Annotated in this window: 13 protein-coding genes; 12 read left to right on the forward strand and 1 reads right to left on the reverse strand. The window is 49.7% G+C overall.

Annotation, left to right across the window (positions count from 1 at the left end; all coding sequences use genetic code 11):
- Nucleotides 1–139 precede the first annotated feature (139 nt).
- The 4 genes from ABD880_RS15935 to ABD880_RS15950 all read left to right on the forward strand — a co-directional run bounded on the left by ABD880_RS15935 (nucleotide 140) and on the right by ABD880_RS15950 (nucleotide 2,085).
- Complete coding sequence (locus ABD880_RS15935; protein WP_345168304.1) at nucleotides 140–703, forward strand: Crp/Fnr family transcriptional regulator; 564 nt, start codon at nucleotides 140–142, stop codon at nucleotides 701–703.
- An 80-nt stretch (nucleotides 704–783) separates the two neighbouring features.
- Nucleotides 784–1,203, forward strand: a complete 420-nt coding sequence (gene yiaA / locus ABD880_RS15940; protein WP_345168307.1) for an inner membrane protein YiaA — start codon at nucleotides 784–786, stop codon at nucleotides 1,201–1,203.
- Nucleotides 1,204–1,415: 212 nt separating this feature from the next.
- Nucleotides 1,416–1,667 (forward strand): DUF6364 family protein, encoded by a 252-nt coding sequence (locus ABD880_RS15945; protein WP_345168309.1) that lies wholly within the window; start codon nucleotides 1,416–1,418, stop codon nucleotides 1,665–1,667.
- Entirely contained in the window at nucleotides 1,660–2,085 is a 426-nt protein-coding gene (locus tag ABD880_RS15950; RefSeq protein WP_345168312.1) for a type II toxin-antitoxin system VapC family toxin, read from the forward strand. The genes ABD880_RS15945 and ABD880_RS15950 overlap by 8 nt, the downstream gene beginning before the upstream one ends.
- A 297-nt stretch (nucleotides 2,086–2,382) precedes the next feature.
- Here ABD880_RS15950 and ABD880_RS15955 read toward each other — a convergent pair whose 3' ends face one another.
- Nucleotides 2,383–4,608, reverse strand: a complete 2,226-nt coding sequence (locus tag ABD880_RS15955) for an NADP-dependent isocitrate dehydrogenase (RefSeq protein ID WP_345168315.1) — start codon at nucleotides 4,606–4,608, stop codon at nucleotides 2,383–2,385.
- A gap of 374 nt (nucleotides 4,609–4,982) precedes the next feature.
- Between ABD880_RS15955 and ABD880_RS15960 the strand changes: the two genes are divergently transcribed.
- The 8 genes from ABD880_RS15960 to ccsA (ABD880_RS15995) all read left to right on the forward strand — a co-directional run bounded on the left by ABD880_RS15960 (nucleotide 4,983) and on the right by ccsA (ABD880_RS15995) (nucleotide 15,291).
- Nucleotides 4,983–7,532, forward strand: coding sequence for a PAS domain-containing sensor histidine kinase (locus ABD880_RS15960; RefSeq protein ID WP_345168318.1), 2,550 nt, complete (start codon nucleotides 4,983–4,985; stop codon nucleotides 7,530–7,532).
- Between the two features lie 44 nt (nucleotides 7,533–7,576).
- Nucleotides 7,577–8,293 carry a hypothetical protein gene (locus ABD880_RS15965; protein ID WP_345168320.1) on the forward strand — a complete coding sequence of 239 codons (717 nt, stop codon included), beginning with the start codon at nucleotides 7,577–7,579 and terminating at the stop codon, nucleotides 8,291–8,293.
- A 298-nt stretch (nucleotides 8,294–8,591) separates the two neighbouring features.
- Nucleotides 8,592–9,269: a deoxyribonuclease V gene (gene nfi / locus ABD880_RS15970; protein ID WP_345168322.1), complete on the forward strand. Its 678-nt coding sequence runs from the start codon at nucleotides 8,592–8,594 to the stop codon at nucleotides 9,267–9,269.
- A 1,116-nt stretch (nucleotides 9,270–10,385) separates the two neighbouring features.
- A complete protein-coding gene (locus tag ABD880_RS15975) occupies nucleotides 10,386–11,027 on the forward strand; it encodes a heme exporter protein CcmB (RefSeq protein ID WP_066512718.1) in 642 nt (213 codons plus the stop codon).
- Between the two features lie 21 nt (nucleotides 11,028–11,048).
- Nucleotides 11,049–11,714 (forward strand): cytochrome c biogenesis protein CcsA, encoded by a 666-nt coding sequence (gene ccsA / locus ABD880_RS15980; RefSeq protein ID WP_345168324.1) that lies wholly within the window; start codon nucleotides 11,049–11,051, stop codon nucleotides 11,712–11,714.
- Nucleotides 11,701–11,961 (forward strand): CcmD family protein, encoded by a 261-nt coding sequence (locus ABD880_RS15985; RefSeq protein WP_345168326.1) that lies wholly within the window; start codon nucleotides 11,701–11,703, stop codon nucleotides 11,959–11,961. Before ccsA (ABD880_RS15980) ends, ABD880_RS15985 begins: the two co-directional genes overlap by 14 nt.
- Nucleotides 11,962–12,105: 144 nt before the next feature.
- The gene (locus ABD880_RS15990) at nucleotides 12,106–12,537 is read left to right on the forward strand and encodes a cytochrome c maturation protein CcmE domain-containing protein (RefSeq protein WP_345168328.1); all 432 of its coding nucleotides are present in this window, start codon (nucleotides 12,106–12,108) and stop codon (nucleotides 12,535–12,537) included.
- Between the two features lie 144 nt (nucleotides 12,538–12,681).
- Nucleotides 12,682–15,291 carry a cytochrome c biogenesis protein CcsA gene (ccsA, locus tag ABD880_RS15995; protein ID WP_345168330.1) on the forward strand — a complete coding sequence of 870 codons (2,610 nt, stop codon included), beginning with the start codon at nucleotides 12,682–12,684 and terminating at the stop codon, nucleotides 15,289–15,291.
- Nucleotides 15,292–15,314: the final 23 nt, after the last annotated feature.

The following is a 15,314-nucleotide window of genomic DNA, read 5'->3' on the forward strand; positions in this document are numbered from 1 at the left end:
TACTCCCAAGCACCCTTTCCTTTGTAATATTACCTTTTCCTAAAACTAGAATAAGAAAGAATTTAATGTGGGGTTTGGGTATTGCCGCTCATTCAAATCAGTAAAGGCTTACTCATATCCATAGCAAAAGAGTCTCAAAATGAATGCATTGTATAATTGCATATCAAAATACTATCCTATCACTTCTGAAGCTTGGAAGGCCCTTTCCAATGCTTTAACCCAAATCAAGATTCCAAGAAATTCCTTTCTAGTAAAAGAAGGAACGGTATGCAACAACTTATACTTTCTTGAGCGAGGTTGTCTACGTGGGTATTATAGCCTAGACGGGAAAGAGATTACCTATTGGTTTGGGTTTGAGGATAATTTTGTCACGTCCTTTTATAGCTTTATTTCTAGAAAGCCAGCGGTAGAAAACATACAGGCTTTAGAAGACTCTACCTTATGGAGCATTAGTTATGAAGCTTTGCACCTGTTGTTTGATGCGCATCATGACCTGGAGCGGCTTGTGCGCATTATCAATGAGCAGTACTACATACGGCTGGAAGAGCGGTTTATGGCCATGCAGTTTAAAACGGCTAAAGAGCGCTATGAACAGCTAATAGAAAATTCGCCACACATCCTTCACAGAATCTCGCTTGGACAAACGGCTTCTTACCTGGGTATTAGTCAGGAAACGCTGAGCAGAATAAGAAGCCAAGTGTAGCGTTTCGCTTTTTGACAAATGTCAAAAGAAAGGATTGAGGCCCACTCTACCTTTGATTCATCATTTAACGAAAAACAAAGATGAATCAGAAACCATCAAACGTATTTGCCGCGGCCTCTTATTTTGTTCTACTTACGGGTATCAGTGCTTACATCATAGGCCTCTGGAACGCCGACATGATGCTGAATGAAAAAGGGTATTACTTCACCATTCTTATGTATGGTTTGTTCTCAGCCATCTCCCTGCAAAAAAGTGTGCGTGACCAATTAGATGGTATTCCGGTTTCTAGTATGTATTATGGACTTGCCTGGTTCTCTACCATCGTTTCCTTGGTACTACTTACCGTAGGGCTCTGGAATGCAGATTTGTTTCTGAGCGAGAAAGGTTTTTACGGAATGTCTTTTCTGTTGAGCCTATTCGCTGCGATAACCGTTCAGAAAAATACCAGAGACAGTCTAGCTAATGAAACGTCTGCGAAGCATAATGTGGATGGGTATTAACTACTCAACAAGAAAGGGACTTATGGAAAAGGCCGCTTGAGACTTCTCTTAACCGGCTTTTTCTTTCCTGCTTGTTCCCTTGGGTCCCAATCTGCTCCTGGTGTAAATTCAATTCCTGAACTATGTTGCCAGCCTGTTGATTTGCAAAACTATCAACCGCGCACATAACTCGCTTCTTGTTTGCACGTATAGAATTGTATAATTTTACACGTATGGAAACCAAGCTCACGTTAGTCTTAGACAAAGCTATTATTGAGAGAGCCAAGTTATATGCCTCTTCCAAGAAGACTAGTTTGTCTAAAATGATAGAGGCCTACCTGGATCGGGTAACAGAAGAAGAAACGGCCAAGGCAGAAATTTCGCCGTTGGTGAAAAGCCTTTCTGGCGTATTGTCTCTCCCTAAAACGCATGACCTGAAAAAGGACTACGGTGACTACCTGGCAGATAAATACTTGAATGGCTGATATCTTCATTGACACAGACGTGTGTCTGGACCTTTTGGCCCAAAGAGACCCGCATTACACCTATGCGGCTTCTTTGTTTACCATGGCAGACAAAGGCGAAATTACCTTATATGTGTCTTCGCTTTCCTTCTCTAATTTGAATTACCTGTTGTCCAGGCAGTACTCCATTGCAGAGGCCAGACGGATTTTGAGCAAGTTTAAAGTTTTGGTCAAAGTGTTGGCAGTAGATGATAAAATTATTGAATTGGCGCTTCATTCTAAATTCACTGATTTTGAGGACGCCATTCAGTACTTCACCGCCATTGAAACAGGCATTACTGTACTGTTAACCAGAAACTTGAAAGACTACAAGAAAGCTGAGATAACCGTGCAGACACCAGAACTGTATTTAAAGCCCATAACGGGGAAAAGTTTTTAAATAGGTGTATGTCGTAGGCGTCCGTTTGTGTACGTACGTATAGTGAATTACCAATAATCTGCTATCTGCTCTTTAGTATTTATTGCTGATGTACCTTGCTATTCGGGATTTACCAATCCCGAATCCATCTGTCGGGGATTTATCAATCCCCGTTTTGCTCAAGAAGGGGATTGATAAATCCCCGACAGAGAGCTTTCAGATTGGTAAATCTGAAATAGCAAAGTGCATCTTTAATAACAAAAAGGCCGCTTGAGATTTCTCCCAAGCGGCCTTTCCTTTTCTAAAATTACCTTCCTCCTAGAACTGGTCTAAGAAAGAATTCAACGTGGCGCTTGGGCGCATGGCTTTCTCTACTTTGGCCGTGTCTGGGTGGAAGTAACCACCCATGTCTACGGGTTTGCCTTGGGCCGCAATCTGCTCCTGTACAATCTTCTCTTCGTTCTCCGTTAAGCCTTTGGCCAGGTCCGTGAAACGGGTTTTCAGTTCCTCGTTCTTGGTTTGCTCAGCCAGGGCCTGGGCCCAGTAAAGCGCCAGGTAGAAGTGGCTTCCGCGGTTGTCAATGCCGCCTACTTTACGGGCCGGCGACTTGTCTTTCTCCAGGAACTCGGCGTTGGCTTGGTTCAGGGTTTCGGCAAGCACGGCGGCTTTGTCGTTCTTGGTTTTGTAAGCCAGGTCTTCCAGCGATACGGCCAGGGCCAGGAACTCACCCAGTGAATCCCAGCGCAGGTAGTTCTCCTCAGCGAACTGCTGTACGTGCTTAGGTGCAGATCCACCGGCACCGGTTTCAAACAGTCCGCCGCCGTCTAGCAACGGCACAATAGAAAGCATTTTGGCGCTGGTGCCTAGTTCAATAATCGGGAACAAGTCCGTTAAGTAGTCACGCAGTACGTTGCCCGTCACAGAGATGGTGTCTTTACCGGCAACCGCGCGCTCACATGAGTAGCGCATGGCCTCTACCGGAGACATGATTTTAATCTCCAGGCCGTTGGTGTCATGGTCTTTCAGGTACTGGTTTACCTTCTTGATGAGGTTGGCGTCATGCGCACGCTTCGGGTCTAGCCAGAAGATGGCAGGCGCGCCGGTGATGCGGGCACGGGTCACGGCCAGTTTCACCCAGTCCTGAATAGGCAGGTCTTTGGTCTGGCACATTCTCCAGATATCGCCTTCCTCTACTTTGTGCTCCATCAAGGCATTGCCAGCCGCATCTACCACGCGCACGGTACCGCTGGTAGTCATTTGGAAGGTCTTGTCATGTGAGCCGTACTCTTCGGCTTTCTGGGCCATTAGGCCAATGTTAGGCACGGTGCCCATGGTCTTAGGGTCAAAAGCGCCGTTCTCTTTGCAGAAGTCAATCACCTCTTGGTAGATGCCCGCGTAGTTGCGGTCTGGAATCATGAACTTGGCGTCATGGGCTTTGCCGTCGGCGCCCCACATCTTGCCAGACGTTCTAATGGCCGCCGGCATAGAGGCGTCAATAATCACGTCATTAGGGAAGTGCAGGTTGGTGATGCCTTTGTCTGAGTCTACCATGGCCAGGGCCGGACCGTTCTCTAGGGCCGCTTTCAAATCAGCCTCAATGGCTTCTCTCTGGTCTTGGGGCAGAGACTGGATTTTGTTGTACACATCGCCCAGGCCGTTGTTGGGGTCCACACCGGCGGTTTTCAGGGCCTCGGCGTGCTTGGTGAACACGTCCTTGAAGAACACCGTCACGGCATGACCAAACATAATAGGGTCAGAGACCTTCATCATGGTGGCTTTCAGGTGCAGAGACAATAGAATACCAGATGCCTTGGCATCAGCGATCTCTTTCTCATAGAACGCGCGCAGGGCTTTCTTGCTCATCACCGATGAGTCAATCACCTCGCCGGCTTTCAGGGCCAGTTTGTCTTTTAGGGTAGTGGTGGTTCCGTCGGCGGCTACAAACTCAATCTTTACTTCGGTGGCTTGGTCCATGGTCACTGACTGCTCAGTGCCATAAAAATCACCGTCGGTCATGTGGGCTACGTGTGATTTTGAGTCTGATGTCCAGGCGCCCATGGAGTGCGGGTGCTTGCGGGCGTACTGCTTCACGGCGTCGGCCACGCGGCGGTCAGAGTTTCCTTCGCGCAAGACCGGGTTCACGGCACTGCCCAACACTTTGCCGTAGCGGGTTTTGATTTCCTTCTCGGCGTCGGTCTTCGGGTCTGCCGGATAGTCTGGAATGTTATAGCCCTGGCTCTGCAATTCTTTGATGGCCTGCGTCAACTGCGGCACAGAGGCCGAGATGTTAGGCAATTTGATGATGTTGGCTTCCGGGGTTTTGGCCAGTTCGCCTAGCTCTGCTAAGTCATCGGCTTGTCTCTGCTCAGGAGTCAGGTTCTCTGGGAAGGTAGCCAGAATACGGCCCGCCAGGGAGATGTCTCTTGTTTCTACCTCAATGCCGGCCGCCTTGGTGAATGCCTTTACAATAGGCAGGAACGAGTGCGTGGCCAAAGCCGGCGCCTCATCTGTTATGGTATAAATGATTTTTGATGTGTTTGCCATAGTAGTGTATGTTAAGTAATGTGCCCTGCGCGCAAACCTGTTACCCGCACGTCTAAGCCCTGTACGGTTGGCAAAGGGTTAGACTGGCAAATATAAGTGAAAATTGATACGCACTAATCTGCAGACCAACTGTTCTAAACAATAAATACCTGAATAGGTTAAGAGGCAAACTGGTCTTTCGTTTTTGGGCTGTTTTCCTCAAAACAAGCCAAAAACGACCTTTGCGACTATTGTTTGTGGCATGAACCCTGGTGCTGACAACTTTAATCCATGGCCGTTAAAAAGGTCTTTTCTGCGCTTTAAGCTCAATATTAATCCTATCTTTGGTAACCACGTAAAGGGAGTTCCTTTGCTACATCAGCTCTCAGCGGTACATGACTGATTTCTCCACTTCCCCCAACCCTACAGCTTCTTTTAATGAGGCGCTTTCGTTTCAGAAGATTTTTGAGGCACAAAACAACCCTATTCTTGTGCTCTCGCCTTCTTTGAAAATATTAGGGTGTACTGAAGCTTATTTAAATGAAACGCTTCTAACCAGAGAGCAACTGCTCGGGAAAAGTGTGTTTGACGCTTTTCCAGACAATCCAGAAGCCGGCGAGTCTCTCTCTTCAGTAAAGCTGAGAGCTTCTTTGCAACAGGTGCTGGCTAGTAAACAGGCCCACCAGATGGAGGTGACGCGGTATGACATCCCAGATCCCAACCACTCGGCCTCTTTTATAGAACGGTATTGGTCTATCCTCAACACGCCTATTTTAGACGAAAGGGGAGAGGTGCTTTATATTTTGAACGAGGCCACCAACGTCACAGAGGCAGAGAAATCTAAAAAGAACTTACTGGAAAGCGAAGAAAGGGAAAAAGTAGCCTTGGCCGAGGTAGAACAGCAACGCCTTAGGTTAGAGCGCCTGTTTGCCCAGGCACCGGCGGCCATGGCCGTTCTGGAAGGCCCAAATCTTGAATTCAAGGAAATCAATGACGCGTATCAGCAGTTGTTTCCGGGACGCAAATTACTGGGTCTAGCCTTGTTTGAAGCCCTTTCAGAGCTAAAGGGGCAGCCCATAGAAGAAATTGTGCAGCACGTCATCACTACCGGCGAGACCTTTGAGGGCAAGGAAATCTTAATACCCGTAGCCCGTTACAAAGACCAGCCGGTAGAGGACATTTACTGGAACTTCATCTACCAGGCCCTTTATGACGCCCAAGGCAAGATCAACGGCATGTTCATTTTTGCCTTGGATGTAACGCCCTTTGTAGAAGCCCGCCAACAAGTAGAGAAAAGCGCCGAGGACCTGAAAGCCCTTAACCTGGAACTGGAGGCCCGGGTAGAAAGACGCACCCAGGAGGTGCAAAAAGCCCAGGCCGATGCCGAGCGCCAACGCCAGCGCTTTGAAAGGCTCTTTATGGATGCGCCCACGGCCATCTGCATACTAGCAGGCCCAGAGCTGGTGTATGAACTAGTCAACCCGGTGTACGCAGGCCTTTTCCCCGATAGGGAGCTTCTGGGCAAGCCCATTTTAGAGGCCCTGCCAGAGATTGGACATAACAAGGCGTATGAGACCTTCTCAGAAGTGTATAGAACGGGTATCACCCATGAAGAGCCAGAATTGCTCATTCCCTTCACCTCGCCCCATGGCTTCTTAGAGGACAGGTACTTCAGGTACATTCAACAAGCCAGAACCAACGAAGAAGGCATAGTAGACGGCGTGCTGGTCTTCGCTATTGAGGTGACAGAGCAGGTGGCGGCACGCAAAGCCGTAGAAGAAAACGCCAACAACCTGCGGCTCATCACAGATTCTTTGCCGGTCCTCATTGGGTACCTGGACCGGAGCCGGGTTTACCGTTTCACCAACAAAGCCTATGAAGCATGGTTTCCTATCAAGTCTGAGGATTTGCTGGGCCGCCGGGTGCAGGACGTGGTGGGTGAAAAAGCCTACAATAACACCAAAGGCTACATGGACCGCGCCCTGGCCGGAGAGCGCCTTAGCTTTGAGGCCACCATGCCCTACCGCGAAGATTTTGTCAAGCATATAAAGACAGACTATGTGCCAGACGTAAGAGGCGGCGAAGTGTTAGGTTTCTATACCTTGGTCACGGACGTAACCGACCAGGTAGAGGCTCGCTTAAAAATAGAGTCCAGCGCCCAACAGGCTAGCGCCATTGCCGTTGAACTGGCCGCCGCCAATGAAGACCTGCGCCTGGCCAACCTGGACCTGGCCGACGCCAACCAACAGCTTACCCACACCAACAAAGACCTGGATAATTTTATCTACACGGCCTCGCATGACCTCAAGGCGCCTATCTCTAACATAGAGATGCTTTTACGGGAGCTGCAGGTAGAACTGCCCAAAGAGAGTCTGGAGGGGAATGAAGTCAAGGTGATCATCAAGATGATGCAAAACTCCATTGACCGTTTCAAGAAGACCATTGCCAGCCTTACAGAGATCACCAAACTGCAGAAAGACCATGACCGGGCGGCCCAAACCGTTAACCTGAAGGACGTGGTGCAAGAGGTGCAGCTAGACATGCAGCAAATCATTGCGTCACATAGCGCACAGATTGAGGCAGACCTCAGGGATGATGCCATGGTGTCCTTCTCAGAGAAGAACCTGCGCAGCGTGGTGTATAATCTACTGTCTAACGCCATCAAGTACCGGCACCTGGACAGAAATCCCGTGGTCAGGATCAGCTGTCAGCCCGAAGACGACTACGTGGTGCTGGTAGTGCAGGATAACGGCTTGGGCATTAATGGTAAACAACAGAAAAAGCTGTTTACCATGTTCAGTCGGTTCCATGACCACGTAGAAGGCTCTGGCGTGGGGCTTTACATGGTTAAGAGGATTTTAGATAACGCAGAAGGCAAGATTGAAGTAGAAAGTACCGTAGGAGAAGGAAGTACCTTCAAAGTATTCCTTAAGCGCGCTCAATAAGTATTGAAAAGCCTTCTTTTTCAGGCACTCCGTATATCATCTCTATGAAGACTCTTATCTATTGTTGCTTGGGCGTGATGTTGGGGCTGGCCGGTTGCCAAAGCAAAACCTCAACAGAGATTACGGCCCCAGACACGGCCACCACCATGGACACCGCCGCCAATCCCGTGGCCGTGACAGATGCCTCGGCGCGCGTGCTGCAACAAGATACCCTGAACGCCGTGCAGGATGAGGTGGTCAAAAAATCTTCTGCCGAGGAGCTGGCGGGGTTTAAAGTCATGTTCCAGGCATTTAACCAGAGCATTCAGAACGGAGACGCCCAGGCCTTTAACCAATACCTTGATCCCGTGCACGGCCTTTACATCATTGACACGCCCGGCGCCATGCCGCAGTTTACCAAGGTCACCGACATACGCCAGTACAAGCGCTTCTACCAGAATCTGCCGTTCTTCACCATCAAAGAGTATTTTAAGCGCTGTGACCTGCAAGAAATAGCCGCCCTGCCCAAGGTCACCTGCGAAGGAGAGGAGCCCTACACCCAGAAAGGCTGTTTTGTGGCAGACGCCGACGCTTTTAGAAAAAATACGGCCTACCAGTACACAGAACTCCCCGACGCCGAGAAGAAGACCATCGCTCAGATTCAGTTGCTGGTAGACAAGACCGTCCTGCACACCGCATCGGGCTTTAAATTTCACTTCGCGCAAATTAATGGCCAATGGCGCGTGCTGTTTATTGATTTGATGATCCCTTGTAGTGCTTAGAATAGACACAAGACGCAAGACTTTCTTCCTCACATTTGTCATCCTGAAAGGACATTATGACCAAATTAGAAAAGCGCTTGCTCCCGGCGGTAATTTCTCTGCTTTCTTTATAGCTGGAACCCTTTCTGCTTAAAAAGGCATTGCGCCAAATCTCCCTTCTTTCCCAAACCCTAAGATATCTTGACGGGCTTGTTGCCGTACAGTCATAAAGTGGTTTAGTTTTGGCCTGATTTCTCCAAAACAGACCAAAAACGACAAAACTCTTAACTCATAACTTTCAATTCTTAACTCTTTAAGAATGGCTTGGTACGCGCAACATCCTGCTCCAGATCCTATCCTTGTCAAAGAACTTACCGCCAAGCAAGAAGAATTGCGGCAACAGGTCATTATTCAGAAACCAGACTTTAAATTGAAATGGCTGGCCGGTTGCGACTCTTCGTTTATTGGCGAGAAGATTCTGTCTGTGTTTGTCTTGCTCAAGTACCCAGAGCTGGAGCTGGTAGAGAAAGTGTACCATTACGGCGACGTGGAGTTGCCCTACATCCCAGGGTTTCTGGCCTTCAGAGAATCTCCCAACCTGCTCAAAGCCTACGCCCTCTTGCAACAGAAACCCGACTTGATCATGGTAGACGGCCATGGCATTGCGCACCCACGGCGTCTGGGCATTGCCAGCCAACTGGGTGTGTTGCTCAACAAGCCCACCATGGGCGTGGCCAAGAAAGTGCTCACGGGCAAGTATGAAGAACCCGCGCCCGTTAAAGGAAGCACCTCGCCGCTCATGAGCAAAGTGGAGCAGATTGGAACGGTGCTGGTGACTAAAGATAAAGTGAAACCCGTGTTCGTCTCGCCGGGTCATCTCATGGATCAGGAAACTGCCGCCGCCCTCGCCCTGGAAACCGCCATCAAGCACAAACTCCCAGAACCCACCCGCCTGGCAGACCACTACGCCGAAGTCTTCAAAGCTGAAGTGCGGTAAGCGGTAATTCAGTGCAGGCCGTTTTTGGCCTCTTTCCCAGAAAACAGGCTAAAAACGGACTAGCCCAGTACCTTCACTTTGAGGAAGAAGAGCTGAGGCGTGTCTTCTAAGAAAATCAATGTAGAGAGGAGATGCGCGTCGGTCTGTCAGGGGACAGACTAATGGTGAATTCCGAATTTCTGTAGAGACCAGGCTCTGCCTTGTCTCCTACGCATTGCTTTCTTCTGCCTGATTTATTACCACCGCCAGCCCCTTCTAAAAAGAGGAGTCAACGACTTTTGTACGTCTTTGGCGCAGACGCTCGCAGGTCCCGCTGGACGCTACGAGGTCTTTTAAGCGACGGCCGTTCACAAGGCAAGCGCCCTCGTCATCCCCCTACCCCTCCCGGAACAAGTCCGGGATCTTCGACTTCAAAGGGGGACGTAATGCGCCGGTTGAAGCCAGCGCTTCAGGGCAGTTGAAAACTGCCTGGGATCATGGATTCAAGTCAAAGACTTGAACCATGCCCACGGGACAGCAGATGGCTACAACCGTGCCTTGGCACGCGTGCCTCTGCAGCGACAGGGACGGACTTTGCCTACAACCACCTGAACCAACCATCCAGCTTACACAGGACTGGAACCAGAACCAGTCTTGGTACTGAGCGCCTCTGTTGTTTCGTCGCCCGCCAGGGCGGGGCCAAAGGCCCAGAGTACAACAGCAGTGCGAAGGGCCAAGACGAGGCCCCGCGGCCTTGAGCGCTTAGCGGACAAAATGCAACAAGAAAGGTGGTGCGCACCGGAGCAGACGGCATTGCCAAGAGAACAGCCAACGGAAGTGCACCAAGTCTTTCCCAGAGAGTAATGGCAATTGGAGCGGCAGTCTCAGTCATTGGTGACAACACCAACCACGGCAGGCAATGTGCAATATAAGCTGCCGAACCCCTCCATCAGCAACTGACAATCACCAACCAGCCATTCACCACCCACCTCGTTTTTCGCCTGATTTCCTGAAAGTAACCTAAAAACCAACCTGCCTCTCTGTGATTAATGACAGAAATCATCTTGCGCCATGGTTTTGTGTTGTACCTTTGCCCCAAAGAAGAAAAACGTGCTCCTGAAAGAGGTTATCTACTTGATGCAAAAGGATTTTGTGCTGGAATGGCGGCAGAAGTATGCGTTCAATGGCATGCTCCTGTACGTGGGCAGTACGGTGTTCATTTGCTACCTCAGCTTCAGTTTGCAGTTTGGCGGCTTGCAAGTGCCGGTCTGGAATGCCTTGTACTGGGTGATTCTGCTGTTTACCGCCGTGAACGCCATTGCCAAGGGCTTTGCCCAGGAGAGCAGGGGACGCCTGCTCTATTATTACAGCATTGTGAGTCCGCAAGGCGTGATTCTGGCTAAGATTCTGTACAACACGGCCCTAATGCTGGTGCTGGCGCTCTTGTGCTTTGTGTTCTATGCGGTGGTGATTGGCAACCCGGTGCAGGACATCACCATGTTTCTGGCGGCCATTGTGCTGGGAGCAGTTGGGTTTGCTACGTCGCTGACCATGATTTCGGGCATTGCGGCCAAGGCATCCAACACGGGTACTTTGATGGCGGTGCTGAGTTTTCCGGTGATGGTGCCCATGCTCCTGATGCTGATTAGAATGTCTAAGAACGCCATTGACGGCCTGGACCGCTCCTTGAGTTTGGATGAGGCCCTGACTGTTTTGGCTATTAATATGATTGTTGTCACTGTTTCTTACATCCTGTTCCCGTATTTGTGGCGCAGTTAAGCAACGGTTTAAACTAGAAGAATGAAACTATCCTGGTGGAAATGGCTGACCATAGCCTTGCTCCTGTTTACCGTGGTGGGAGGGATGCTTACCGAGGTACCTAGACTGGCCATCTTGAATGAGACCATCCGCAACCTATTCTTTCACGTGCCCATGTGGTTCGGGATGATCCTGATTCTGCTGGTTTCAGTGGTGTACTCCATTAAGTACCTCCGTACCCCGTCGCTTAAGAATGACGTGATGGCGGTAGAAGCGGCTAAGGTTGGTATTCTTTTTGGCGTGCTGGGCATTGTGACCGGCATGGAATGGGCGCGCTTTACCTGGGGCGAGTTCTGGAGCAATGACCCGAAGCAGAACGCCTCGGCCATTGGTCTGTTGATTTACTTTGCCTACTTGATTCTGCGCGGTTCTTTCCAGGACTACCAGCAACGTGCCAGAATTGGCGCGGTGTACAACATCTTCGCGTTTGCGGCTTTGATTCCTTTGTTATTCATCCTGCCCAGGCTTACAGATTCCTTACACCCCGGCAACGGCGGAAACCCAGGCTTTAACTCTTATGACCTGGATGCTCGCCTACGAGTAGTGTTTTATCCAGCGGTACTAGGGTGGACCTTGTTGGGTGTTTGGATGATGACCGTGAAAGCCCGTCTTGAACTTTTGAAGCAACGCATTTATGAAAGTGTATAAATTGATTTTGGTAGTGCTCCTGTCATGGGTGGCTACCGCCGGAACCCCGTTGATGGCGCAAAGCCAGACAGAAACCACATCTACCACGGCTACTACTTCTGGTCCAGAGATGGCCGATGTGATGCGCCAGGATGGCAAGATTTACATTGTGGTGGCTGTGTTGGTGACCGTGTTGTTGGGCATCTTGTTTTATCTGATTTCCTTGGATAGAAAAGTAGCCAAACTGGAGCGGGAACTAAGGCAATAAAATCGTTTTTGGGCTGTTTTTAGAAAAAGAGGCCAAAAACGACAACCTTTTTTTAAGGCTGTTTTAAAAGTGCCGCTTCTGCGGATTTAATTTACAGTAAGTAGTGTTAGGTAGGCGGAAAACACCGTCCAAGCTCTTGCAACCATGAAAAGAATACACATTTTCGGAATCCTGATTATCGCCGCGGCCATCACCATCATCATGTCTACGGCCTCTGACGCTAGCGTGTACGTGCCTTTCACTGAGGCTCAGGCCCGCGCCAAAGACGGCGATGACACCAAAGTGCACGTGGTGGGCCGCCTGAAGAAGGACGCCAAAGGGCACATTGTAGGCATGCAATATGACCCTATGATTGACCCTAACTACTTCTCCTTCGTGCTGGTAGACACCAACCGCGTGGAGCAACAAGTGGTGTACTACAATCCCAAACCGCAGGACTTTGACCGTTCTGAGCAAGTGGTAATCACCGGTAACATGCAGGGCAAGACCTTTGTGGCAGACAAGATCCTGCTCAAGTGTCCTTCTAAATACACAGAAAACGAAGTCAAGGCCGAAGGCAAAACGGCTAGCCTTTAGTTAAAAGTTGAGAGTTAAAAGTTAAGAGTGGATTTCACTCAGGCTTAGCTCTCAAATTTGAAGATTATAATTTAGTGATAGGGAAGGGCGATGTTAGTCTCAATAGACTTTTAACTCTTAACTTTTAATTCTTAACTAACCATCATGGTTAACACTCTTATTGGTGATGTTGGGCATATCAGTGTGATTGTCGCGTTTGTGGCCGCATTGGTGTCTTCTTTTGCTTACTTCTTCGCTTCCAGGCTCAACAGCTTAGAAGCAGATCAGGAATCTTGGCGCAAGCTGGCCCGGGGAGCTTTCTTTGTGCACGCTTTGGCCGTGGTGGGAATTATCTTTGCCCTGTTCAACATCATCTACGAGCACCGCTACGAGTACCATTACGCCTGGAGCCACTCTAGCAATCACTTGCCGGTGCATTACATGATTTCCTGCTTCTGGGAAGGCCAGGAAGGCTCGTTCCTTCTCTGGATTTTCTGGCATGCGGTCTTAGGACTTATCCTAATCAAGTATTCTAAGAAGTGGGAAAGCCCGGTGATGGCTGTGTTCTCCTTCGTGCAGATTTTCTTGACGTCCATGATTCTGGGCGTGGTCTTAGGCGACTTCAAACTGGGTAGCTCACCGTTTATCTTGATGCGGGACTTCATGACAGACGCGCCGGTGTTCCAGATGGACCCTAACTTCGTGCCTAAGGATGGTACCGGCCTGAACCCGCTGTTGCAGAACTACTGGATGGTGATTCACCCGCCGGTTTTGTTCCTGGGCTTCGCCGCTACCTTGGTGCCGTTTGCCTTTGCTATTGCCGGTCTCTGGAAGAAAGACTACTCTTCTTGGACGAAGCCTGCCTTGCCTTGGGCCCTGTTTGCCGCGGGTATCTTGGGTCTTGGAATCATGATGGGCGCTTACTGGGCGTATGAGACCTTGAATTTTGGTGGGTACTGGAACTGGGATCCGGTAGAAAACGCGGTATACATTCCGTGGCTGGTGCTGATAGGTGCCATTCATACCTTGATTGCCTACCGCAAGAGCAGAACCGCTCTGCGCGCGACTTTCATCTTGTTCATCACATCCTTCCTGTTAATCCTGTATGCTACCTTCTTAACGCGTAGCGGTATCTTGGGCAATGCCTCTGTACACTCCTTCACCGACTTAGGTTTGTCAGGACAGTTGTTCACGTATTTGGCGGCATTCTTAGTACTGTCTATTGCGCTATTGGTATACCGCTGGAAGTTCATCCCGGCCACTGAAAAAGAGATTGCCACCTACAACGGCGAGTTCTGGGTGTTCATTGGCGCGGCCGTTCTTTGCTTGGGCGCTTTCCAGGTATTAGTGACTACGTCTATCCCGGTATACAATTCCTTCATGGGCTTTATTGGCGTGAAAACCAACGTAGCCTTACCCGCCGACCAGATTGCGCACTACACCAAGTTCCAGTTGTGGATGGGCGTGGGCATCGCGCTTCTTTCAGGAACTGGTCAATTATTATGGTGGCGCAAGCAGAACAACGGCGAGAAAATTTCTGACGTGTTCACCTTGCCGTTCATCTTCACCGCCTTATTCACCGCGCTTATTCTGCTGTTAGGTAAGATGGGCGTTCTGGGTATTGCAGAGAAAATCAACAACCCAGTTTATATCATAGTGTTGGTGGCTGGCTTATACGCCTTCTTCAGTAACCTGCGGGTACTGTTTGTGCTCTTGCAGTCTAGAGTGGCTATTGCCGGTGGTGCCGTGGCGCACATTGGGGTTGCCTTAATGCTGTTGGGTATCTTGTTCTCCGCGGGGTATTCTAACATCATCTCCAAGAACATGTCAGGTATGGTGTATGCCCGTGAGTTTGGCGATGACATTAACCGGGACAACGTGTTGCTGTGGCGCAATGACGCTACGCAGATGGGGCCTTACACTGTGACCTACAAAGGCCAGTACTTAGAAGTGGACAACATCTCTGAGCACGTGAACAAGCAGATGCTCTTTAGATTGGCAGATGAGTACAAAGCTGTAGCCCGCGGACCATTGAAAGACGGTGACGAGGTTATTTACAACACCGGTGATACGGTAGACCTGGTGTCTCCAGAGAACACGTATTATCAGGTGGAATACAAACACAAAGAATCAGGTGAAGTCTTTACGCTCTACCCACGCGCGCAGGTGAACCCAGAGATGGGCCTGCTGGCCTCGCCGGACGTGAAGATGATGCCGGGCAAAGACTTGTACACCCACGTGTCTACTATTCCAGACCCTAATGAGGAGAAGGAGTGGGGCGAGCTGAAAGAGTTTGAAGTGAAGATAGGCGACACCATCTTCGTGAATGACTACGTGGCGGTGCTGAACGGCATTGAGCCAGCCAAAGACACCTTGCTGTTGCAGTTGAAGCCGGGCGACATTGCCGTGCAAGCAGACATGCAAGTAATGGGCGAACGCCGTACGTACCACGCGCATCCTATCTACGCCATCCGTAACAAGAGCCAGGTAGGACAGGTCCCCGAGGAGATTGAAGACCTGGGCATGCGTCTGTTCTTGTTGAGCATCAATCCAGAGAAAGGCAAGATCACCATTGGCGTGAACACCACCCAGAAGGACTACATCATCCTGAAGGCCATGGAGAAACCGTTCATCAGCTTCCTGTGGATTGGTACCATCATTATGACCATCGGGTTTATCATGGCCATAGTACGTCATTACCATGACGGCAAAACCAAAGGTGGTAAAGTGGTGGCTGGTAAAAAGACTACCACCCGTGAAAAGCAGATTGCTTAAGCGGTTTTAGTGACGAGATACAA

Origin of the sequence: Nibribacter koreensis (assembly GCF_039541795.1) — a bacterium.
Classification (GTDB): domain Bacteria; phylum Bacteroidota; class Bacteroidia; order Cytophagales; family Hymenobacteraceae; genus Nibribacter; species Nibribacter koreensis.

Coding starts and splice junctions, on each gene's coding strand:
- ABD880_RS15935 (WP_345168304.1), top strand. CDS start 140: ATGAATGCATTGTATAATTGCATATCAAAATACTATCCTATCACTTCT.
- yiaA (WP_345168307.1), top strand. CDS start 784: ATGAATCAGAAACCATCAAACGTATTTGCCGCGGCCTCTTATTTTGTT.
- ABD880_RS15945 (WP_345168309.1), top strand. CDS start 1,416: ATGGAAACCAAGCTCACGTTAGTCTTAGACAAAGCTATTATTGAGAGA.
- ABD880_RS15950 (WP_345168312.1), top strand. CDS start 1,660: ATGGCTGATATCTTCATTGACACAGACGTGTGTCTGGACCTTTTGGCC.
- ABD880_RS15955 (WP_345168315.1), bottom strand. CDS start 4,608: ATGGCAAACACATCAAAAATCATTTATACCATAACAGATGAGGCGCCG.
- ABD880_RS15960 (WP_345168318.1), top strand. CDS start 4,983: ATGACTGATTTCTCCACTTCCCCCAACCCTACAGCTTCTTTTAATGAG.
- ABD880_RS15965 (WP_345168320.1), top strand. CDS start 7,577: ATGAAGACTCTTATCTATTGTTGCTTGGGCGTGATGTTGGGGCTGGCC.
- nfi (WP_345168322.1), top strand. CDS start 8,592: ATGGCTTGGTACGCGCAACATCCTGCTCCAGATCCTATCCTTGTCAAA.
- ABD880_RS15975 (WP_066512718.1), top strand. CDS start 10,386: ATGCAAAAGGATTTTGTGCTGGAATGGCGGCAGAAGTATGCGTTCAAT.
- ccsA (WP_345168324.1), top strand. CDS start 11,049: ATGAAACTATCCTGGTGGAAATGGCTGACCATAGCCTTGCTCCTGTTT.
- ABD880_RS15985 (WP_345168326.1), top strand. CDS start 11,701: ATGAAAGTGTATAAATTGATTTTGGTAGTGCTCCTGTCATGGGTGGCT.
- ABD880_RS15990 (WP_345168328.1), top strand. CDS start 12,106: ATGAAAAGAATACACATTTTCGGAATCCTGATTATCGCCGCGGCCATC.
- ccsA (WP_345168330.1), top strand. CDS start 12,682: ATGGTTAACACTCTTATTGGTGATGTTGGGCATATCAGTGTGATTGTC.